16 protein-coding genes are annotated in these 22472 nt (G+C 72.9%); 10 read left to right on the forward strand and 6 right to left on the reverse strand.

The genetic code is table 11. The features are described 5' to 3' along the window. Positions 1–136: 136 nt before the first annotated feature. Positions 137–2428, reverse strand: a complete 2292-nt coding sequence (locus ACJTNH_RS19240) for a (Fe-S)-binding protein (RefSeq protein WP_458178607.1) — start codon at positions 2426–2428, stop codon at positions 137–139. Between the two features lie 156 nt (positions 2429–2584). Between ACJTNH_RS19240 and ACJTNH_RS19245 the strand changes: the two genes are divergently transcribed. From ACJTNH_RS19245 to ACJTNH_RS19275, 7 genes are all read left to right on the forward strand, one after another. Next, the gene (locus ACJTNH_RS19245) at positions 2585–2962 is read left to right on the forward strand and encodes a PadR family transcriptional regulator (protein WP_458178609.1); all 378 of its coding nucleotides are present in this window, start codon (positions 2585–2587) and stop codon (positions 2960–2962) included. Further along, positions 2959–3960, forward strand: a complete 1002-nt coding sequence (locus ACJTNH_RS19250) for a DUF1700 domain-containing protein (protein ID WP_458178611.1) — start codon at positions 2959–2961, stop codon at positions 3958–3960. The genes ACJTNH_RS19245 and ACJTNH_RS19250 overlap by 4 nt, the downstream gene beginning before the upstream one ends. Positions 3961–4192: 232 nt before the next feature. Further along, positions 4193–6070: a molecular chaperone DnaK gene (dnaK, locus tag ACJTNH_RS19255; RefSeq protein ID WP_458178613.1), complete on the forward strand. Its 1878-nt coding sequence runs from the start codon at positions 4193–4195 to the stop codon at positions 6068–6070. A 64-nt stretch (positions 6071–6134) separates the two neighbouring features. After that, a complete protein-coding gene (grpE, locus tag ACJTNH_RS19260) occupies positions 6135–6899 on the forward strand; it encodes a nucleotide exchange factor GrpE (RefSeq protein ID WP_458178615.1) in 765 nt (254 codons plus the stop codon). 82 nt (positions 6900–6981) lie between these two features. After that, positions 6982–8226 (forward strand): molecular chaperone DnaJ, encoded by a 1245-nt coding sequence (gene dnaJ / locus ACJTNH_RS19265; protein ID WP_458178617.1) that lies wholly within the window; start codon positions 6982–6984, stop codon positions 8224–8226. Further along, a complete protein-coding gene (locus ACJTNH_RS19270; RefSeq protein ID WP_458178619.1) occupies positions 8223–8654 on the forward strand; it encodes a heat shock protein transcriptional repressor HspR in 432 nt (143 codons plus the stop codon). Before dnaJ ends, ACJTNH_RS19270 begins: the two co-directional genes overlap by 4 nt. Before the next feature lie 44 nt (positions 8655–8698). Then, positions 8699–9232: a MarR family winged helix-turn-helix transcriptional regulator gene (locus ACJTNH_RS19275; protein ID WP_458178621.1), complete on the forward strand. Its 534-nt coding sequence runs from the start codon at positions 8699–8701 to the stop codon at positions 9230–9232. Positions 9233–9337: 105 nt separating this feature from the next. Here the strand turns inward: ACJTNH_RS19275 and ACJTNH_RS19280 are convergent, their stop codons facing one another. From ACJTNH_RS19280 to aceB, 4 genes are all read right to left on the reverse strand, one after another. After that, positions 9338–10741, reverse strand: coding sequence for a (Fe-S)-binding protein (locus ACJTNH_RS19280; protein ID WP_458178623.1), 1404 nt, complete (start codon positions 10739–10741; stop codon positions 9338–9340). Beyond that, positions 10741–12003, reverse strand: a complete 1263-nt coding sequence (locus ACJTNH_RS19285; RefSeq protein ID WP_458178625.1) for an FAD-binding oxidoreductase — start codon at positions 12001–12003, stop codon at positions 10741–10743. Before ACJTNH_RS19285 ends, ACJTNH_RS19280 begins: the two co-directional genes overlap by 1 nt. Then, positions 12003–13559, reverse strand: coding sequence for an FAD-linked oxidase C-terminal domain-containing protein (locus ACJTNH_RS19290; protein ID WP_458178627.1), 1557 nt, complete (start codon positions 13557–13559; stop codon positions 12003–12005). Before ACJTNH_RS19290 ends, ACJTNH_RS19285 begins: the two co-directional genes overlap by 1 nt. 94 nt (positions 13560–13653) lie before the next feature. After that, a complete protein-coding gene (gene aceB, locus ACJTNH_RS19295; RefSeq protein WP_458178629.1) occupies positions 13654–15255 on the reverse strand; it encodes a malate synthase A in 1602 nt (533 codons plus the stop codon). Between the two features lie 248 nt (positions 15256–15503). Between aceB and ACJTNH_RS19300 the strand changes: the two genes are divergently transcribed. Then, the gene (locus tag ACJTNH_RS19300; protein WP_458178631.1) at positions 15504–16289 is read left to right on the forward strand and encodes an IclR family transcriptional regulator; all 786 of its coding nucleotides are present in this window, start codon (positions 15504–15506) and stop codon (positions 16287–16289) included. A 302-nt stretch (positions 16290–16591) separates the two neighbouring features. Here ACJTNH_RS19300 and ACJTNH_RS19305 read toward each other — a convergent pair whose 3' ends face one another. Next, positions 16592–18097, reverse strand: a complete 1506-nt coding sequence (locus tag ACJTNH_RS19305; RefSeq protein WP_458178633.1) for an SLC13 family permease — start codon at positions 18095–18097, stop codon at positions 16592–16594. 255 nt (positions 18098–18352) lie between these two features. On the opposite strand from ACJTNH_RS19305, the gene ACJTNH_RS19310 reads away from it, so the two are divergent. Both ACJTNH_RS19310 and ACJTNH_RS19315 read left to right on the forward strand, forming a co-directional pair. Continuing rightward, positions 18353–19525: a pyridoxal-phosphate-dependent aminotransferase family protein gene (locus ACJTNH_RS19310; RefSeq protein WP_458178635.1), complete on the forward strand. Its 1173-nt coding sequence runs from the start codon at positions 18353–18355 to the stop codon at positions 19523–19525. 23 nt (positions 19526–19548) lie between these two features. Then, complete coding sequence (locus tag ACJTNH_RS19315; protein WP_458178637.1) at positions 19549–22452, forward strand: FAD-binding and (Fe-S)-binding domain-containing protein; 2904 nt, start codon at positions 19549–19551, stop codon at positions 22450–22452. Positions 22453–22472 lie beyond the last annotated feature (20 nt).

The raw sequence follows: 22472 nt of genomic DNA on the forward strand, positions 1-22472 counted from the left end.
CCGCCGTCGGCAGCCCCTCAGCAATTCCCGCCCAGAACACCCGCATGTTCGCCCGCGTCGCCACCATCGACAGCACCCCTCAGCTGGGGTGATGCGACGACCCCCTGACACCGGGTGACCTGATCAGTGCTGGGCGTCAGTCGTGCTGGGTGGCGGCGGAGCCGGTGCCGGCGGGGTCGTCGGGCTCGGTGCCCACGCCCGGGCCGGACGCCGTGCCGGGGGCACCTGCCGGGGCCATCGAGCGCAGCAGGATCTGGCTGACGTCGAGCACCTCGACGTGGTCCTTGGCCTCACCGGCCTGCTGCTTGCTGGTCACCGCGTCGCTGAGCATGGTGATGCAGAACGGGCAGGCGGTGGAGATGACGTCCGGGTCGAGGTCGAGCGCCTCCTCGGTGCGCTCCACGTTGATCCGCTTGCCGATCTTCTCCTCCATCCACATCCGCGCCCCACCCGCGCCGCAGCAGAAGCCGCGGTCCTTGCAGCGGTGCATCTCCTGGGTGGTCAGGCCCTGGACCGAGTCGAGGATCTCGCGCGGCGGCGTGTAGACCTTGTTGTGCCGGCCCAGGAAGCACGGGTCGTGGTAGGTGACCTTGCGGTCGATCGGGGTGACCGGGGTGAGCCGGCCCTCCTCGACCAGCTGGCCGAGCAGCTGGGTGTGGTGCACGACGTCGTAGTCGCCGCCCAGCTGCGGGTACTCGCGGTTGATCGAGTTGAAGCAGTGCGGGCAGGTGGCGACGATCTTCCGTCGTCCGGCCGGGCGCTCCTCGAAGACGGCGTTGAGCGTCTCGACGTTCTCCTGCGCGAGCTGCTGGAAGAGGAACTCGTTGCCCATCCGGCGGGCCGGGTCGCCGGAGCAGGTCTCCCCGTTGCCCAGGACGGCGAACTCCACGCCGGCGATGTGCAGCAGCTCGGCGACGGCCTTGGTCACCTTCTTGGCGCGGTCGTCGATGGCGCCGGCGCAGCCGACCCAGAACAGGTACTCGACGTCGTCGTCGATCGCGCCCTCGACCTGCCGGACCTCGAAGTCCAGGTCCTTCATCCACTCCTCGCGGACGTTGCCGCCGACGCCCCAGGGGTTCCCGCGGTTCTCCAGGTTGCGCATCATCACGCCGGCCTCGGAGGGGAAGCTGGACTCGATCAGCGTCTGGTAGCGGCGCATGTCCATGATGTGGTCGACGTGCTCGATGTCGACCGGGCACTGCTCGACGCAGGCGCCGCAGTTGGTGCAGCTCCAGAGCACGTCGGGGTCGATGACCCCGCCCTCCTCGAGGGTGCCGACCAGCGGGCGGTGCGCCTGGGCGTCGTTGGTGCCCTCGATCCGGGCGTAGCCGGACGCCCAGACCTGCTCGTCGCTGGGCTCCAGGGTGGTGAAGTCGGCGAAGTTCGGGGCCTCGTCGGAGGCCTTGGTCGCGCCGGTCAGGTACGGGGCCTTGGCGTACAGGTGGTCCCGCAGGTCCATGATCACCATCTTCGGCGACAGGGGCTTGCCGGTGTTCCAGGCCGGGCACTGGCTCTGGCACCGCCCGCACTCGGTGCAGGTGGTGAAGTCCAGCATCCCCTTCCAGGTGAAGTCCTCGATCTTGCCGCGGCCGAAGACGTCGTCCTCGCCGGGGTCCTCGAAGTCGATCGGCTTGCCGCCGGAGGTCATCGCCGGCAGCGGGCCGAGCGCCTGGCCGCCGTCGTCCTCGCGCTTGAAGTAGATGTTGAAGAACGCGCTGAACCGGTGCCAGGCGACGCCCATGTTGAGCACCCGGGAGATGGTGATCAGCCAGCCCAGGCTCACCACGATCTTGATGAACGCGACGACCGACAGCAGGTCGGGGCTGGCCGGTACGACGTTCGCCAGCAGCCCGGAGACCGGGTGCGACCAGGCCGGGGCGTCGGTGAGGTCGGCGGAGACCTTGATCGCGCGGATCAGCAGGATGCAGACGCCGATGGTGAGGACGACGGCCTCGACGAAGTAGCCGCGGCCCTCGTTCGACCCGGCGAACCGGCTGTCCCGGCCCTTGCGGCGCGGGTGGTCGAGCTGGCGGCGCACGATCAGGTACAGGATGCCCAGGATCGTGGCGGTGCCGATCAGGTCGGCGAAGAGGTTCCACAGGCTCCACTCACCGATGAGCGGCAGGTGCCACTCCGGGTTCCAGACCTCCCCGAACGCCTCGACGAGGGTGAGGAAGAGGCCGTAGAAGCCGATGAAGACGAACCAGTGGGCGGCGCCGATCGCCGACCACTTGAGCATCCGGGTGTGCCCCAGGGACTCGACGGCCAGCGTCTTCAGTCGCGGGCCGACCGGGCCGGAGCGGGTCGGGTCGGGCTGGCCGGTGCGGAAGATCCGCAGCATCGCGCGGACCGCCTTGGTGGCGTAGACCACCGAGACGACCAGCAGGAGCACGGCCAGCGTGCCGAGGACGATCTGCAACGGGCCCATGAGCTCCCTCTCGTGCGTGCGCGGGCGTCGTCGCCCACCCGGCAGGGACGATAACCGGGCGGCCACAGGCTACTCGCCGGTAACACCCAGCCCGCCCTCGGCGGCACCTCGCGGTGCGCGACACGCCGCCGTCCTGGGCCGTGCGCACTACCGCGCATGGTGCACTACCGCGGACACCGCACCGGGCGGCGTCGCGAGGGGGTGGCGATGGACGCCAGTCAGCTGCTCAAGGGCGTGCTGGACGTCGCGGTGCTGGCGGTCGTGCGGGAGGCGGACGGCTACGGCTACGACGTCGTCCGGCGGTTGCGCACGGCCGGCCTGGAGGAGGTGGGCGACGCCTCGGTCTACGGGACGCTGCGCCGGCTGTACCAGGCCGGGGCGCTCACGTCCTACGTCGTCCCCAGTGACGAGGGGCCGCACCGCAAGTACTACGCGATCAACGACAGGGGGCGTTCGGTGCTGGAGGAGTCGGGCAAGACGTGGAGGACGTTCGTCGACGCCGTCGACGGGCTGCTGGGCGGGGCGCCGGCATGAGCTCGCCGACCGCCGCCGGGGTGACGCAGGAGGCGCGGGACTACCTGGCCGACGTCGACCGCGAGCTCGCCGACCTCCCGGCCGAGGAGCGCGCTGCCCTGCTCGAGGACCTCGAGCAGCACCTCGAGGCCCTCGCCGAGGAGGGCGACGACTGCCCGATCGTCATCCGGCTCGGGTCGCCGGCCGCCTACGCGGAGGAACTGCGGGCCGCCGCCGGCCTGCCGGCGCGTGGCGTCGCCCGCCCGCCGGTCTGGCGGGACGAGCTACGGCGGATGGTGGCCGAGGTCCGCGCCCACCCGCTCGCCGGCGAGGTGTCCCGGCTGTGGGCCGAGCTCCGCCCGGCCTGGTGGGTGCTGCGCGGCTACCTGGTCGTCGCCGTCCCCTGCGCGCTGGCCGGTCAGTGGGACTTCCCGGTGCCGGCGCCGCTGGGCAGCGACGCGCTCGGCGTGCTGCTCGTGCCGGCGGCCGTCGCCGGCTCGGTCGTGCTCGGCCGGCGGCAGCTGACTCCGGTGGCCGGCCGGCTGCTGACCGGTGCCGGCGCCGTCCTGGCACTGGTGGCGTTCGTGCTGGCCGCCGACCGCACCTCGTACCCGTCCTACGACCCCGGCTACGCCTACCCGGCGGTCTACGACCAGGCCGTGGGCGAGCACCCGCTGGTCTCCCGGTACGGGCCGGTCACCGACGTGCTCCCCTACGCCGCCGACGGGACGCCGCTGGACGACGTGCTCCTCTGCGACCAGGACGGCCGCCCGCTGCAGGTCGGCGTCCAGCAGTGGTGGGCCGACGGGTGCGCCCGGGTGCTCCGGCAGCCGCTGGCGGCCGACGGCGTGCCGGTGCCCCACGCCTTCCCGCGGACCTACGCACTGGACCCGGCCTCCGGCGACCCGGCGTCGTGCGACGCGACCGTCGAGCGGCCCGAGGTGTCGTTGCCGACGTTCCCGGAGCCGGTGCCGACGGCGGCGAACGCCACCCCGCCGGCCGGGGTCGCCGGCGACTGACCCGTCACCCCCACCGTGCGGGCCTGCCAGATGGCCCGCACGGTGGGGAGGCGACCTGCCCGGTGGGGCCCGGGAACAGTGCGACGCAGACTGCCGTTAGGGTGGGCAGGAAAGTTGAGCGGACCACGCGCAAGGCGGTCGGCCGGTGTCACGGGCCCGGCGGCCCCGGCGCGATGGCCCTCAGCTCCTGGACCAGCACCACCCCGTCAGCAACGCACAGGAGAGTCCTTCCATGGCACGAGCAGTCGGAATCGACCTGGGCACGACGAACTCCGTCGTGGCAGTCCTCGAGGGCGGCGAGCCCACCGTCATCGCCAACTCCGAGGGCGCCCGCACCACCCCCTCGGTCGTCGCCTTCGCCAAGAACGGCGAGGTCCTGGTCGGTCAGTCGGCGAAGAACCAGGCGGTCACCAACGTCGACCGCACGATCCGCAGCGTGAAGCGCGAGATCGGCACCACCTGGAAGACCGGCGACATCGACGGCAAGCAGTACACCCCGCAGGAGATCAGCGCCCGGGTGCTGCAGAAGCTCAAGCGCGACGCCGAGACCTACCTGGGCGAGCCGGTCACCGAGGCCGTCATCACCGTCCCCGCCTACTTCGAGGACGCCCAGCGCCAGGCCACCAAGGAGGCCGGGGAGATCGCCGGCCTGAACGTGCTGCGCATCGTCAACGAGCCGACCGCGGCCGCGCTGGCCTACGGGCTGGACAAGGGCGAGACCGAGCAGACCATCCTGGTCTTCGACCTCGGTGGCGGCACCTTCGACGTCAGCCTCCTGGAGATCGGCGACGGCGTCATCGAGGTCAAGTCCACCGCCGGTGACAACAAGCTCGGTGGTGACGACTGGGACGAGCGGGTCGTCAAGCACCTGGTGCAGACCTTCAACGCCCAGTCCGGCATCGACCTCGCCAAGGACAAGCTGGCCATGCAGCGCCTCCGCGAGGCCGCCGAGAAGGCCAAGATCGAGCTGTCCGGCGCGCAGTCGACGAACGTCAACCTGCCCTACATCACCGCCGGCGCCGAGGGCCCGCTGCACCTGGACGTCACCATCACCCGCGCCGAGTTCCAGCGGATGACCCAGGACCTGCTCGACCGCACCAAGGCCCCGTTCAACCAGGCCATCCGCGACGCCGGCGTCAAGGTCGGCGACATCGACCACGTCGTCCTGGTCGGTGGCTCGACCCGCATGCCCGCCGTCACCGAGCTGGTGCGCGAGCTGACCGGCGGCAAGGAGCCCAACAAGGGCGTCAACCCCGACGAGGTCGTCGCCGTGGGTGCCGCGCTGCAGGCCGGTGTGCTCCGCGGTGAGGTCAAGGACGTCCTGCTCCTCGACGTCACCCCGCTGTCCCTGGGCATCGAGACCAAGGGCGGGATCATGACCAAGCTGATCGAGCGCAACACCACCATCCCGACCAAGCGCAGCGAGATCTTCACGACGGCCGACGACAACCAGCCGTCGGTGCAGATCCAGGTCTTCCAGGGCGAGCGCGAGATGGCCGCCTACAACAAGAAGCTCGGCATGTTCGAGCTGACCGGCCTGCCGCCGGCGCCGCGCGGTGTCCCGCAGATCGAGGTCGCCTTCGACATCGACGCGAACGGCATCGTGCACGTCTCCGCCAAGGACCTGGGCACCGGCAAGGAGCAGTCGATGACCATCACCGGCGGCTCGGCCCTGCCCAAGGACGACATCGAGCGGATGATGCGCGACGCCGAGGCCCACGCCGAGGAGGACAAGCGCCGCCGCGACGAGGCCGAGACCCGCAACCTGGCCGAGTCGCTGCAGTACCAGACCGAGAAGTTCCTGGCCGAGAACGGCGACAAGATCCCGGCCGACAAGAAGGAGGAGCTCGGCGAGGCGCTGACCGAGCTGCGCTCCGCGCTCGGCGGCTCGGACATCGACGCCATCAAGTCCGCCCAGGAGAAGGTCGCCCGGGTCTCGCAGGAGGTCGGTGGGGCGCTCTACGCCCAGGCGCAGGCCGACGGCGCCGACGGCGCTGCCACCGGCGACGCCGGCTTCGGGGGCGCCACCGGCGCCACCTCGACCGGAACCGCTGCCGATGACGACGTCGTCGACGCCGAGATCGTGGACGACGACACCGACAAGCGGTGACCCCAGCGGCCACGTGCGTGCCCACCGGCCCGGTCCGCCGGGCCGGTGGGCACCGGGGTGGACGATGAGCCAGCAGGACGAGGCGCCGCGGGTCGTCATCCGCGACAGGCGGCGCATCGACCCGACCAGCGGAGCGGCCCGGGTGCCGGACGGCGATGCACCTGATGGCAAGGCGCCGGCCGGCACCGCGAGCGAGCAGGGAGAGCAGATGAGCGAGCAGCACAGCGACATGGCCGGGGTCGACGACGGGGCGGCTCCGCTCACCGACCAGCCGGTGACCGGCGCGGCAGACAGCGCTGCCGACCCGGCCGCCCGCCAGCTGGCCGAGCGGACCGAGGACCTGCAGCGGGTCACCGCCGAGTACGCGAACTACCGGCGCCGGGTCGAGCGTGACCGGGCGCTGGTGGTCGACCAGGCGGCGGAGCGCTTCGCCGGTCAGCTGTTCCCGATCGTCGACGACATCGAGCGCGCCCGCGACCACGGCGACCTCACCGGCGCCTTCAAGGTGGTCGCCGACCGGGTGCTGGGGCTGCTGGACGGCCTCGGTGTGACGACGTTCGGCCAGCCGGGCGACGTGTTCGACCCCGCGCTGCACGAGGCGGTGCTGCACGACACCTCCCCCGAGGTGAGCGAGCCGACCGCCACCACGGTGCTGCGCCCGGGGTTCCGGCGGGGCGACCGGGTGCTGCGCACGGCGATGGTCGGGGTGACCGACCCCGAGGCACCGGCCCCGGCCGCCGAGCCGGCGCCGGTCGTCGCCGACGGCGAGGCGCCGGTCACCGAGCAGCGGGACGCCGACCAGCCGGGCGCGGGCCCGGCCGCCGGCTGAGCACCACCCTCAGGCCGGTCCGGCCTCCGGTGCCCGGAGGCCGGACCGCCCCGATCCCAGCCCAGCAGAGAGGAGGCGTCCGATGAGCAGCACCCGGGACTTCGTCGAGAAGGACTACTACGCGGCCCTGGGCGTCGCCAAGGACGCCGATGCCGCGGCCATCAAGAAGGCGTACCGCCAGCTGGCCCGTGAGCTGCACCCGGACAAGAACCCGGGCAACACCCGCGCCGAGACCCGGTTCAAGGAGGTCTCCGAGGCCTACGACGTGCTCTCGGACCCCAAGCGGCGGGCCGAGTACGACGAGGCCCGGCGGCTGTTCGGCAGCGGCGGGTTCCGGCCGGGCGCGGGCGCGCCGGGCGCCGGGTTCCCGGGTGGGTTCCCCGGCGGCGGCGCGGGCGCCGGCCAGCCCTTCGACCTCGGCGACCTGTTCGGCGGCGCCGGTGCCCCCGGGGCCGGCGGCCGCGCCGGCGGGCTCGGTGACCTGTTCGGCGGGCTGTTCACCGGTGCCGGCGCCCCCGGCAGCGCCGGGACGGCCCGCGGTCGCAGCCAGGCCGGGTCCGGCCCGGCCCGTGGTCAGGACGTGGAGACCGAGGCGACGCTGGCCTTCGACGAGGCCGTGCTCGGGGTGACCGTGCCGTTGCGGATGCAGAGCCCGGGCACCTGCCCGACCTGCTCCGGCAACGGCGCCCGCCCCGGTACCAGCCCGCACACCTGCCCGGTGTGCAACGGCGCCGGCGTCACCAGCCGGAGCCAGGGCGCGTTCGCCTTCTCCGAGCCGTGCAAGGAGTGCCGCGGCACCGGCTCGGTGGTCGACGACCCCTGCCCGGAGTGCCGGGGCAGCGGCGTCACCAACCAGACCCGCACCATCACCGTCCGCATCCCGGCCGGCGTCAAGGACGGTCAGCGCATCCGGCTGGCCGGCAAGGGCGCTCCGGGGCGGCGAGGCGGCCCGGCCGGTGACCTGTTCGTCGTCGTGCACGTGACCGGGTCGGAGCTGTTCGGCCGCTCCGGCAACGACCTCACCCTCACCGTGCCGGTCTCCTTCGCCGAGGCCGCGCTCGGGACGACGCTGACCGTGCCCACCCTGGACGGCTCGGTGTCGCTGAAGGTGCCGGCCGGCACCTCCAGCGGCCGCACCATGCGGGTGCGCGGGCGTGGCGTCCCCGGCAAGGGCGTCACCGGCGACCTGCTGGTGACCGTCGAGGTCGCCGTCCCCAGCCGGCTCACCCCCGGCGCCCGGGAGGCGATCGAGAAGCTCGCCACCGAGCTGCCCGACGACCCGCGGCCGGAGATCACCGCGGCCCTGCGTGAGGGGGGCGCGCGATGACCCTGCCCGGCCCCGGGCGGTCCTTCGCCGAGGACGCGCCGGTGTTCGTCATCTCCGTCGCCGCCGAGCTCGCCGGCATGCACGCCCAGACGCTGCGGCAGTACGACCGGCTCGGCCTGGTCAGCCCGGGCCGCACGGCCGGGGGTGGGCGCCGGTACAGCGCGCGCGACGTGGCCCTGCTCCGGGAGGTGCAGCGGCTCAGCCAGGAGGACGGCGTCAACCTGGCCGGGATCAAGCGGATCATCGAGCTGGAGTCCCGGGTGGAGGCGCTGCAGGGGCGGGTCGCCGAGCTGCTCGACGAGCTCGAGGTCTCCGAGGCCCGCCGGATCGCCGCCGAGTCGGCGGTCTCGGCCGCCTACCGCCGTGACCTGGTGCCGCGCACGTCCAGTTCGGCCCTGGTGGTCTGGCGGCCCCGGGGGCAGCAGTGACCGGATACGGGAACGCTGGGTCCGCGCCGGACGTGGAGAACCACGTGACCGTCGAGAGCGCATCGGGACCGCGGACCGCCGAGGGCGGGGCCGGGCCGCAGGACACCCCCATGGACAGCCACGCCGCGTACGTGGCGCTGGAGCGGGAGGTGGCGCTGCTGCTCCGCCGGTCCCGCGCGATCTCCGGGCGGCTGGGTGGTGAGCTGCACCAGGACCTGGACGGCGCGGCCTACGGGCTGCTCGTGCTCCTCGACGACGCCGGCCCGCTGCGGGCCAGCGACGTGGTCGCCCGGCTCGGCCTGGACAAGAGCACGGTCAGCCGGCAGGTGGCCTCGCTGGTCGACCTCGGGCTGGTCGACCGCGCGGCCGACCCCGACGACGGCCGGGCGCAGGTGCTGTCCACGTCCGAGGAGGGCCACCGCCGGCTCAGCCGGCTCCGCGACGCCCGCCGCGCCCGCTGGGAGGCCGACCTCAGCGACTGGGACACCGCCGACGTGGCGACGCTGGCCCAGCTGCTCGGCCGGCTGAACCGGCTGGGCGAGGCGCACGAGGCCGAGGTCACCGGTCGCACCGACTGAGGCGCCGGACGCCCCGCCCTCACGGGCGGGCCGTCCGACGTCGCAGTCAGGCCCCGTTCCGGGGCTCGCCCCGAGCGTGCGAGGGGTGAGGAGAACGGGGTCCTTTCAGTGCTGCGGGCCGAGGGTGTCCACCGGCAGCCCGCGGATCGAGGCGTCGAGCACCTCGATGGTGTGCGCCAGCCCGATGCGGGTGCCCTGCCGTTCCAGCGAGGACGACACCTGCATGAGACACCCCGGGTTGGCCGTCACCAGCAGCTGAGCACCGGTCGAGGCGATGTTGCGGGCCTTGCGGTCACCCAGCTCGCGCGCGGGCTCGGGGTTCAGCACGTTCCAGATGCCCGCCGAGCCGCAGCAGATGTCGGCCTCCGGGATCTCCTTCAGCTGCAGCCCGGGCACCTCCTTGAGCAGGCTGCGCGGCTGGCTGCGGATGCCCTGGGCGTGCCCGAGGTGGCAGGCGTCGTGGTAGGCCACGGTGACCTCCAGCGGGTGCCGGACGGCGACGCTGCCCAGGTCGGCGAGGAACTCCGAGACGTCCCGGACCTTGCCGGCGAACGCCTTGGCCCGCTCGGCGTACTCCGGGTCGTCGGCGAGCACCTCGGCGTACTCCTTCATGCTGGACCCGCAGCCGGCCGCGTTGACCACGACCGTGTCCACACCGGCGGCCTCGAACGCGTCGATGGTGGCCCGGGCGAACGACTCAGCCTCCTCCTGCCGCCCGTTGTGCACCGACAGTGCGCCGCAGCAGCCCTGCCGGCGCGGGATGATCACGTCGCAGCCCTCGGCGGCCAGCACCCGGGCGGTGGCGGCGTTGACGCCGGGGAAGAACTCGCCCTGCACGCAGCCGGTGAGCAGGCCGACCACGGCCCGCCGGGCGCCGGTGGCCGGCACCCGCTCGGGCAGCTTCTCCCGCTTCTCCAGCACCGGCGCCAGACCCTCCATGGCGGCGAGCTTGGGGGCGAGCCGGTCGAGCAGGCCGCTCTTGCGCACCACTGCCGGCAGGCCGCTGGCCTGGTAGGCGCGCAGCGGCCCGCGCAGCGCCCGCAGCCGCTTCTTGTACGGGAACAGCGCGAAGATCGCCGCGCGCATCGCCCGGTCGCCGGGGCTGCGGGTGTGGTGCCGCTCCACCTGGACCCGGGTGGCCTCGATCAGCTTGTCGTACTGGACGCCGGAGGGGCAGGCGGTCACGCAGGCCATGCAGCCCAGGCAGGCGTCGAAGTGCTGCGCCATCGTGTCGGTCATCGGCGCGCCCTGGAGCCCGGACTTCATCAGGTCGATGCGCCCGCGCGGGGAGTCCATCTCCTCGCCCCACAACGTGTAGGTGGGGCAGGTGGGCAGGCAGAAGCCGCAGTGCACGCAGTCGCTGATCAGCTCGGCCGAGGGCGGGTGCTCCTCGTCGAAGGCCGGGCGCACCGTCGGGGTGCCCACCGGCACGGGCCCCGCGCTGAGGGCGTCGGCCTTGCGGGGGTCGCTCTGCGGCTCGTCGGAACGGGCGCGGGTGGACTCGGCCATCAGATGCCTCCGACGAAACGGCCCGGCGCCAGGCGGCGCTCGGGGTCGAACTGTTCCTTCACACGGCGCATCAGGTCGATCGCCGGCACGGGGCCCCAGGTGTCGACCCCGGACTTCACCGCGGCGGGCCCGTCGAGCACGACGAGCGACCCGCCGTGCTCGGTGCAGACCGCCCGGGTGCGGGTCACGACGGCGTCCACGGCGTCCACGGGCGCGTCGGGCGCCAGCGCGGCGTACAGGACGCCGGCGCCTCCGGACCCGCGGACGGTGAGCTGCACGCCCGCGTCGTCGGCGGCCCGGCGGGCCGCGGTGAGCACCGGCGCGAGCCCGGAGAGCGCGCAGGTGAGCTTGAGGCCGGTCGAGCCGGGCTGCTCGGTCCAGGGCAGCGCACCCCAGCCGGACGGCGGCTCCTCCGCGTCCTCGGTGCCGGCGCCCAGCAACTGCCGGGTGGTCGCGGTGCGCGCCTCCACCCCGGCCGGTGTGCCCTCCAGCAGCACGCCGACGGTGCCGCCGCCGTCGGCGCGCCACTCCACCTCGACCGCGGCCGGCACCACCTGGGCGTGCACGACGGCCTGCACCAGTGCGGCGGCGTCCTCGGCGGAGCCGAACGGCACGGTCAGGAACCGCCGGGCGGCCGGTACCGGGTGCAGCCGGAACACCGCCTCGGTGACCACGACCAGCGTGCCGAACGAGCCGATGACCAGCTTGCCGAGGTCGTAGCCGGCGACGTTCTTCACCACCCGCCCGCCGGCCTTGGCGACCACCCCGTCGGCGCGCACCACGGTGACGCCGATCAGCAGGTCGCGGGCGGTGCCGACGGCGACCCGGCCGGGGCCGCTGGCGTTGGTGGCCAGCATCCCGCCGACGGTGCCGCCGGGGACCGGCTCGTCCAGCGCGAGCCGCTGACCGGCCGAGCCGACCGTCCGCTGTACGTCGCCGAGCAGCGCGCCGGCCTCGGTCTCCACGATCAGGTCGCCGGCGGCGTGGTCGAGCACCCGCGACATCCGGCTCAGGTCGAGCACCACGTCGGCGGACTCGGGCGGGCGGCCCCAGGCGAGCTTGGTGCCCCGGCCGCGGGGGACGACGCTGAGCCCCTGCGCGGCGGCGGCCCGCAGCACGGCGGCGGTCTCCTCGGTGGAGCCGGGCCGGGCGACGAGCGCGGCGGGCACCCCGTCGACGGCGTCGGCGGGGGTGGCGTCGGTGACCTCGCTGCAGGCGTCGGCGAGGGCGGTGCGGGCGGCGTCCAGGCTGAGGGTGGTCATCAGAACGCGTCCGCCAGACCGGCCTCGACCAGCGGGTGGGCCTTCTTCCGCTTGCCGGGCACCTCGCCGCACAGTCGCGGGGTGGGGAACACCTTGCCCGGGTTGGAGATGTTGCCCGGGTCGAAGGCGCACCGGACCAGCTGCATGGTGTCCAGGTCGTCGTCGGTGAACATCTTGGGCATGTAGGCGGCCTTGTCGACGCCCACCCCGTGCTCGCCGGTGATCGCGCCGCCGTGGGTGATGCAGAGGTCCAGGATCGCGCCGCTGACCTCCTCCGCGGCCTCGGTGGCGCCGTCCTTCTCCCCGTCGAAGAGCACCAGCGGGTGCAGGTTCCCGTCGCCGGCGTGGAAGACGTTGGCCACCCGGACGCCGGAGGACGCCGAGAGCTCGGCGATCGCCCGCAGCACCTCCGGCAGCGCCGTCCGCGGGATGACGCCGTCCTGGACGATGTAGTCCGGGCTGATCCGGCCCACCGCGGCGAACGCGGACTTGCGGCCGCGCCAGATGAGCGCCCGCTCGGTGGCGTCGATGGCCAGCCGCAGCTCGAACGCGCCGTTCTCCTGGCAGAACCGCTCGACCAGGGCGTACTCGTGCTCGACCTCGGCCGCGGCACCGTCGAGCTCGATCACCAGCACTGCGCCCGCGCCGTCGGGGTAGTTGCAGTGCACGGCCGCCTCGGCGGCCTCGATGGCGAGGGCGTCCATCATCTCGATCGCCGCGGGCAGCACACCGCTGCCGATGATCGCCGAGGTGGCCGCGCCGGCGTCGTCGGTGCTGTGGAAGCCGACGAGCAGGGTGCGCACCTCCTCGGGCAGCCGCACCAGCCGGACGGTGGCGGTGGTGGCGATGCCGAGGGTGCCCTCGGAGCCGACGACGGTGCCGAGGAGGTCGTAGCCGGGGGAGTCCGGCGCCAGCCCACCGAGCTGCACCACGTCGCCCTGCGGCGTGATCAGCTCGGTGCCGAGCACGTGGTTGCTGGTGAAGCCGTACTTCAGGCAGTGCGCGCCGCCGGAGTTCTCCGCCAGGTTGCCGCCGATCGAGCAGATCTGCTGGCTGCTGGGGTCGGGGGCGTAGTAGTAGCCCTCCCCGGTCGCGGCCCGGGTGACGTCGAGGTTGATCACGCCGGGTTCCACGATCGCGCGCTGGTCGGCGCGGCGGATCTCGCGGATGGTCCGCATCCGGGAGGTGACGAGGAGGACGCCGTCGGCCCGGGGGAGCGCGCCGCCGGACAGGCCGGTGCCCGAACCGCGGGCGACGAAGGGCACCCCGTGCTCGGCGCAGGCCCGCACCACGGCGGCGAGCTGCTCGGTGGTCTCGGGGAGGACGACCAGCGCGGGGGTGACCCGGTAGTGGGCCAGGCCGTCGCACTCGTAGGTGCGCAGCTGGGTGGGGTCGGCGATCACCCCGGTCTCGGGCATCACCGCCCGGGCGACCCGGCCGACGGCCTCGATGCCCGCCGCGTTGTCGCCCGCCTCACCGGTGGCCGAGGTCGCCTCGGGCGGGATGTCGCCGAGGACCGGGCCGGCCGTCGTCTGGGTGCCGTGCGTACCGCTCATGAGGTTCCGCCTTCGTTGCCGGACCTGCAGGTTCCTACGTGGTGGTGCCACCTCCTGGGGCCAGGGTCGCGACTCTGGCCCCAGGAGAGGTGTGTCAGGGCATGCGCTCGTAGGCCGGGACGGTGAGGAAGTCGTTGTACTCCTCGCCGAGCGCCATCTCGGTGAAGAGCGCACGAGCATCGTCCCACCGGCCCGAGGCGTACGCATCTCCCTTGGCCTCGGCGATGGCCGCGACCTCCTCCTCGATCACCCGCTGCACCAGCTCGGTGGTGACCTGCTGACCGTCGTTGAGCGTCACGCCGTTGTGCAGCCACTGCCAGACCTGGCTGCGGCTGATCTCGGCGGTGGCGGCGTCCTCCATCAGGCCGTTGATGCCGGCGGCACCCGAGCCGCGCAGCCAGGACTCCACGTACTGGATGCCGACGCTGACGTTGGCCCGGAGGCCCGCCTCGGTGACCTCGCCGGGGGTGGCCTTCACGTTGAGCAGGTCGGCGGCGGTGACGTGCACGTCCTCGCGCAGCTTGTCCAGCTGGTTGGGCCGGTCGCCGAGCACCTTGTCGAAGGCGTCCATGGCGGTCTGGACCATGCCCGGGTGGGCGACCCAGGAGCCGTCGAAGCCGTCGTTGGCCTCGCGGGTCTTGTCCTCGGTGATCTTGTTGAAGGCGAACTCGTTCTTCGCCGGGTCCTTGCTGGGGATGAAGGCCGACATGCCGCCCATCGCGTGCGCGCCGCGCTTGTGGCAGGTGCGGACCAGCAGCTCGGTGTAGGCGCGCATGAACGGGACGGTCATCGTGATCGAGTTGCGGTCGGGGAGGGTGAAGTCCTCACCGCGGGTCCGGAAGGTCTTGATCACGCTGAACAGGTAGTCCCAGCGGCCGGCGTTGAGCCCGGAGGAGTGCTCGCGCAGCTCGTAGAGGATCTCCTCCATCTCGAACGCGGCCGGGTAGGTCTCGATCAGGCAGGTGGCCCGGATGGTGCCGCGCGGGATGCCGACGAAGTCCTGGCCGAGCACGAAGGCGTCGTTCCACAGCCGCGCCTCGAGGTGGCTCTCCATCTTCGGCAGGTAGAAGTAGGGGCCGTGGCCGCGGTCGATCTGCTTCTGGCCGCAGGCGACGAGGTAGAGCGCGAAGTCGACCAGGCTGCCCGAGGTCTGCTCGCCGTCGACGGTGATGTGCTTCTCCGGCAGGTGCCAGCCGCGCGGGCGCACGATGATCGTGGGCAGCTCGTCGTCCGGCTTGAGCTCGTACTTCTTGCCCTGCGGGCTGGTGAAGTCGATCGTGCGGTCGATCGAGTCCATCAGGTTGAGCGGGCCGTTGACGACGTTCTCCCAGAGCGGGGAGTTGGCGTCCTCCTGGTCGGCCAGCCAGCACTTCGCTCCGGAGTTCAGCGCGTTGATCGTCATCTTGCGGTCGGTCGGGCCGGTCATCTCGACCCGGCGGTCGACCAGGCCGGGGGCCGGCGGGGCCACCCGCCAGGAGTCGTCCTCGCGGATCGAGGCGGTCTCGGGCAGGAAGTCCAGCGTGCCGCCCTCGGCCAGCGCCTGCACCCGCTCGGTGCGCGCCTTCAGCCGCTCGAGCCGGCGCCCGTTGAGCTCCCGGTGGAGCAGGGCGATGAGCTCGAGAGCCCGAGGTGTCAGGACCTCGTCGAACCGCGGCCCCATCGGGCCGGTGATCTCCACGCCGTCGACCGTGCTCATGACTCTCCCTGGAGGTGGGTCTCGCGCGGGGGCCGTCCGGTGCCCCGGGGCCGCACGCGGTGAGACGAAGCGAACGCACCTTCCGTGAAGCGGAAGGTTCCATCTGTGATGCGGAAAACGTATCCTCGGTCACCAGTCGGGTCAAGACGAGTGCCGGGCCGGCTGCCCGTCCGTCCGACCCGGGAGCACCCGACGGCGCGTGCGACGACAGCCGTGCCCGGAGGGTGCGCACGACGACGAGGAGCGACATGGCCGACGGCACGGACGGCGGGGTCCAGTCCCTGGAACGGGCGTTCCTGCTGCTGGAGCTGATGGCCGAGGACGGCGGTGAGGTGGCGCTGTCCCGGCTCGCGGTCGACAGCGGGCTGCCGCTGTCCACCATCCACCGGCTGGTGCGCACGCTGGTCGCGCGCGGCTACGTGCGGCAGCTGCCGTCCCGGCGCTACGTGCTGGGCCCGCGGTTGATCCACCTGGGCGAGAGCTCCTCCCGCACGCTGGGCACCTGGGCGCGCCCGCACCTGAGCGACCTCGTCGACGCCACGGGGGAGACCGCCAACCTGGCGATGCTGGACGGCGACCGGGTCGTCTACGTGGCCCAGGTGCCCTCCCGGCACTCGATGCGGATGTTCACCGAGGTCGGCCGGCGGGTGCACCTGCACTGCACCGGCGTGGGCAAGGCGCTGCTCTCCCAGTTGCCCGCCTCCACCGCCCGCGACCTGCTGGAGCGCGGCGGCATGCCCCGGCGCACCGCCAAGACCGTGACCGACCCCGACGAGCTGCTCGCGCTGCTGCCGCAGATCGCCGCGCAGGGCTACGTGCTCGACGACGGGGAGCAGGAGATCGGCGTCCGGTGCGTGGCCGTGCCGGTGCCGGGCGGGCCCGCCCAGACGGCGATCTCGGTCTCCGGGCCCGAGGGCCGGGTGCCGATGGAGAGCGTGCCCTCGATCGTGGCCCGCCTCCAGGAGGCCGCGGCCACGCTCGCCGCCGAGCTGCACGAGGACGGCGGCCGCGCGCTCAGCGCCCGGTCCAGCTGATCCGGTCCACGGGCGCCCGGGCGCAGACCCCGGGCCGCCAGCGGCGCGGGGGCGCAGGCAGGCCGGCCGCCTCCGGGGGTGCGGGGCGGTCATGCCGACGCCTGCCGCACGGTGCGCCCGGAGGGGCGGGTGGGTGCGCTCACGGCTGCCTCCACGGGTGACGGGGTGCTCGGCCGGGTCCCGGACGTGACCGCGCCCCGGGCGGCAGGTGCCGTCCGGGGCGCGGGTGGTGCAGGTGCTGGTCGGCCCCGTCCCGGGTCCCGCCGCGAGCATGCGAGGGGTGGGGAGGGCGGGGCTCTTCCTCAGAGCCAGCCGGGGACGATCAGCACAAGCCAGGTCACGATCGGGATGATCGCGACCATCGAGAAGCCCCAGATCATCAGCGTCCGGAACGTCCGGTCCCGCTCGGGCTCGGTGGCGTTGGCGACCACGAGCGCGCCGCTGGTGGAGAACGGGCTGGAGTCGACGATCGAGGACGACAGCGCCAGTGCGGTGATCAGGCCGATCGCGCCGATGGCGTTGTCGCCCTGCAGGAAGGGCACGGCCAGTGGGATGAGCGCACCCAGGATGCCGGTGGTCGAGGCGAAGGCCGAGACGACGGCACCGATGTAGCAGATCAGCAGGGCGGCGATCAGCGGGACGCCGAGCTGGGCCACGTTGTCGCCGAGCCAGCCGGGCACGTCCTGGTCCTGCATCAGGCCGACGTAGGTGACGATGCCGCAGATCAGCAGCACGGTCGGCCAGGCGATCTGGCCCACGGCGCCCTTGGCGCCGCGCGGGGCGACGATCGACAGGATCACGCCGACGGTGACCGCCATGAGGCCGATGTCGAGGTCGAAGACGAGTGCGCCGACGACCAGCAGCACCAGTCCGCCCAGGGTGAGGGAACGGTCGCGGTCCAGCGTGGTGACCTGGCCCTGCTCCTCGGGGGCCAGTGCGGTGGTCTGCAGCGACCGCTGGTCGGCGCGCTCGCCGGCCGTCGGGTGCTGGTGACCGGGCTGACCGTGCACGGGCTCGGTGACCCGGCCGCCGGACAGTGCCGCGCCACCGGTGCCCGTGCTGCCGACCGCGGCGCGCTGGGCGCCGCCGCCGGGGATGTCCTCGCCGGTGTCCTCGGTGGCGTCGCCGGCGACCGTGGCCGCCACGAAGTCGTCGTCCCGCCGGTCGGTCACGTCGACCCGGCCACCGCCGAGCAGCTTGCGCCCGTCGAAGAGGAAGAAGACGCCGATCGACAGCAGGATGTTGATGACGATCGAGGCGCCCCACAGGAACAGCGGGCTGCCGGCCAGGCCGTTGTCGTCGACCACGGTGTTGGTGATGACACCGAAGATCGACAGCGGCGAGAACCCGCCGGCGGTGGCGCCGTTGATGATGAACAGGCCCATCAGCACCGGGTTGATGCTGTAGCGCCGGGCGAAGGACATGCCGACCGGGGCGATGATCGCGACCACGGCCGGGACGACGCCGCCGATGGCGGTGAGGGCGCCGGTGACGGCGAACATCGCCCACGGGATGGCCGCGAGCCGCCCGCCGGAGCCCTTCACGGCGGCGTGCACCAGCCAGTCGACCGTGCCGTTGTTCTTGGCGATCGCGAAGAGGTAGGTGACCCCCACCAGGACGACGAACAGCGACCCCGGGAAGAACCCGAAGACCGCGTCGTCGTAGGTCGGGTCCCCGTCGGTGCCGAAGATGAAGTACCCGGCGACGAAGGCCGCGACCAGGGCCAGTGCACCCATGTGCACGGGCAGCACCGTGGCGATCAGGAAGATCGCCAGGAGGATCAGGATCAAGACGAGCTGTACGGACACCGGCGTCCCCATGCGTTCGTCGGAACGGGACGGCGCCCGTTCGGTGGCGCTTCCGCGATACGGAAGCGTGTTCTCGCTCAGCGGGGATTGAAGTGGGCGCGACGATCAGTGTCAAGGGTCACAGGACGTCAGAGAGGTCTGTTCATTCATCCACCTGCCGGTAGTAGCCTCCCGCATGGTGGACTTCCGCTGGGGCGCGACCAGCGCCGAGCCGGGAGCACCGACTCACAGGCCACATCCGATGGAGGCACGGGCATGTCAGTGACGACGACGACCGGCGGGCGGCACTTCCTGCAGATCCCGGGGCCGACCAACGTGCCCGACCGGGTGCTGCGGGCGATGGCCGCCCCGACCATCGACCACCGCGGGCCGGAGTTCGCCGCGCTCGGCCTGGAGGTGCTGGAGGCCGTCAAGCCCGTCTTCGGCACCACGCAGCCGGTGGTCATCTACCCCGCCTCGGGCACCGGCGCGTGGGAGGCGGCGCTGACGAACACCCTCTCGCCCGGTGACAAGGTGCTGGCCTTCGAGACCGGTCACTTCGCCACGCTGTGGCAGGAGATGGCCACCCGGCTGGGCCTCCAGGTGGAGTTCGTACCGGGCGACTGGCGGCACGGCGCCGACCCGGAGGCCGCCCAGGAGCGGCTCGCCGCCGACACCGGCCACGAGATCAAGGCCGTCATGGTGGTGCACAACGAGACCTCCACCGGCGTGACCAGCCGGGTCGCCGAGGTGCGCAAGGCCATCGACGCCGCCGACCACCCGGCCCTGCTGCTGGTCGACACCATCTCCTCGCTGGGCAGCATCGACTACCGGCACGACGAGTGGGGCGTCGACGTCACCGTCGCCGGCTCCCAGAAGGGGCTGATGCTCCCGCCGGGGCTGAGCTTCAACGCGGTGAGCGAGAAGGCCCTGCAGGCGTCGAAGACCGCCGGCCTGCCCCGGTCGTTCTGGGACTGGCAGCCGATCCTGGCCGCCAACGAGCGCGGCTTCTTCCCCTACACCCCGGCGACGAACCTGCTCTACGCGCTGAAGGTCGCGCTGGAGATGCTCGACGACGAGGGCCTGGCCAACGTCTACGCCCGGCACACCCGGCACGCGGAGGCCACCCGGGCGGCCGTCCGGGGCTGGGGCCTGGAGGTGCTGGCCCTCGACGAGCGCGAGTACTCCGGCTCGCTGACCGCCATCTACATGCCCGACGGCGGCGCGGACGCCGTCCGGGACACGATCCTGCGGGAGTACGACATGTCGCTGGGCGCCGGGCTGGGCAAGCTGGCGGACAAGGTGTTCCGGATCGGCCACCTGGGCCACTTCAACGACCTGACCCTGGTCGGCACCCTGGGTGGCGTGCAGATGGGCCTGGTCCGCAGTGGCGTGCAGATCGACCCGAACGGTGTCCAGGCCGCCCTCGAGCGTCTGCAGCAGGCATGACGGCGGCCCCGGAGCGCCCCCGCGTGGGGGTCGCGGACCTGGAGCAGGAGCTGACCCGGGCGCTGGACGGCGAGGTCGCCTTCGACGACTACACCCGGCACCTGTTCAGCCAGGACGCCTCGATGTACACGATGACGCCGGTCGGGGTCGCCTACCCGGCGCACACCGCCGACGTGGTCGCCGCGGTGCGGTTGGCCCGCGAGGCCGGCATCCCGGTGCTCGCCCGGGGCGCGGGCACCAGCCTGGCCGGGCAGACCGTCGGCCCGGGCCTGGTGCTCGACCTCTCCCGGCACATGCACCGGATCACCGAGCTGGACCCCGAGGCGCGCACCGCCCGGGTCGAGCCCGGCGTGGTGCAGGACGACCTCAACCGGGCCGCCGCCGCCCACGGGTTGATGTTCGGGCCCGACACCTCGACGTCCAACCGCGCCACGATCGGCGGGATGATCGGCAACAACTCGGCCGGCAGCGGCTCGGTGCGCTTCGGCATGACGATCGACCACGTCGAGGAGGTCGACGTCGTCCTGGCCGACGGGTCGACGGCGACGTTCGGCCTCGTGGACGAGGCCGAGCGGGCCCGCCGGGCCCAGGGCGACACCCTGGAGGCGGAGATCTACCGCCGGCTGCCCGAGCTGGTGGCCGAGAACGCGGAGGCGATCGCCACCGGGTTCCCCTCGTTCTGGCGCCGGGCCGGTGGCTACCGGCTGGACCGGCTGGCCGAGGGGCAGCCCTTCGACCTGGCCAAGTTCCTGGTCGGCTCCGAGGGCACGCTGGCGATCATCACCGCGGCCCGGGTCGGGCTGGTGCCCAAGCCGTCCAAGCAGGTCTTCGCGGTGGGCCACTTCGAGACGGTGCAGGCGGCGATCAACGCCACCGAGGACGCGCTGTCGGTCGACCCGGCGCAGGTCGAGCTGCTGGACCGCACGATCCTCGACCTGTCCCGGCAGAAGATCGAGTACGCCGGGCTGGGCAAGATCCTGCAGGGCGACCCCGACGCGCTGCTGTTCGTCTCCTTCACCGGGGACGACGAGGCGCAGCTGGTCGAGTCGATGGACCGCCTGGTCGAGGTCTGGGAGCGCAACGGGCACGGCTACCACACCCTGCGCGCGGTCACCCCGGCTCAGCAGGGCGCGCTGCTCAAGGTGCGCAAGTCCGCCCTGGGCCTGCTGATGGCCAACTCGGTGGGCGCCCGGCGGCCGCTGGCCTTCATCGAGGACACCGCGGTCGACCCCACGCACCTGGCCGAGTACACCGCCCGGTTCAAGGACGTGCTGGACCGGCACGACCTGGAGGCGGGCTTCTACGGGCACTGCTCGGTCGGCTGCCTGCACATCCGCCCGTTCGTCGACCTGAGCCAGCCCGGCCAGGTCGAGGTGATGCGCTCGGTGGCGGTGGAGATCAAGGACCTGGTCCGCGAGTACGGCGGGGTGAACTCCAGCGAGCACGGCGACGGGCTGGCCCGCAGCGAGTTCAACCGCGAGCTGTTCGGCGACGACCTCTACGAGGCGATGCGGCAGGTCAAGGGCCTCTTCGACCCGCAGGGCACGCTGAACCCGGGCAAGATCGTCGACTCCCCGGCGATGACCGAGCACCTGCGGGACGCCAACCCGCCGACGCCCGGCCCGCTGCGCACCCGGCTGCAGTTCGACGTCGTCGGCGGGATGTTCGGCGCCGCCGACCGCTGCATGAACATCGGGCTGTGCCGCAAGTCCACGACCGGGGCGATGTGCCCCTCCTACATCGCCACCCGGATGGAGGAGCACTCCACCCGCGGCCGGGCCGGCGCGCTGGTCAAGGCCCTCAGCGAGGGCGACCCGCACACCGCGCTGGCCGACGAGCGGCTGCACGAGGTGCTCGACCTCTGCCTGATGTGCAAGGCGTGCAAGAGCGAGTGCCCGCTGGGCGTCGACGTCTCGGCGATGAAGAGCGAGGCGCTGGCGGCCAAGCACGACGTGCACGGCACCCCGCTGCGGTCACGGGCGTTCGGGGCGATCCGGACGCTCAACCGGCTGGGCTCGGCGACCGCACCGCTGTCGAACCTGCCGCTGAAGATCAAGCCGCTGCGGGCGCTGATGGACGCCCGCCTCGGCATCGCCCGCCAGCGCGACCTGCCGGTCTTCCACCGGACGACGCTGATGCGCTGGTTCAAGCGGCACGAGGCCCCGACGGCGCTGACCCAGCAGCCGGTCACCATGCTGGCCGACTCGTTCACCAGCTACACCGAGCCGGGCATCGGCCAGGCCGTGGTGCGGCTGCTGGAGGCCGCCGGGCACCCGGTGCGGCTGGAGAGCAAGGGCTGCTGCGGCCGGGCGAGCATCTCCAAGGGCATGCTGGACGACGCCCGGGGCAAGGCCCAGAAGCTGGCGGCGAACCTCTGCGAGGGCTCCGAGCCCGGTTCGCCGATCGTCGGCTGCGAGCCCTCCTGCATCCTCACGCTGCGGGCCGAGCACGTGGAGCTGCTGCCCGACGACCCGAACGTCGCCGACGTCGCGGCGCGGGTGAAGCTGCCCGAGGAGCTGCTGGTCGAGGCGATCGACGACGGCCGGCTGCGGCTGCGCGAGGACAGCTGGCTGGCCGGGCGGACCGTGGTCTTCCACGGCCACTGCCACCAGAAGGCCGAGGCCGGGACGGCGGCCACGGTCGCCCTGCTGTCGCGGATCCCCGGGGTCACGGTGCAGGAGCTCGACGCGGGCTGCTGCGGCATGGCGGGGTCGTTCGGGTTCGAGTCCGAGCACTACGACGTGTCCCTGCAGGTGGGGGAGGACCGGCTCTTCCCGGCGGTCCGGGCCGCCGCACCCGACGCGGTCATCGCCGCGACCGGGGTGTCCTGCCGCCAGCAGATCTTCCACGGCACGCAGCGCACGGCCTGGCACCCCGCCGAGCTCGTGCTCGAGGCGCTGTCCCTGGAGGCGCGGGCCACCAGCTGACCGGTGCCGGCCGCAGAGCC

It is taken from the genome of Modestobacter lacusdianchii, assembly GCF_054177765.1.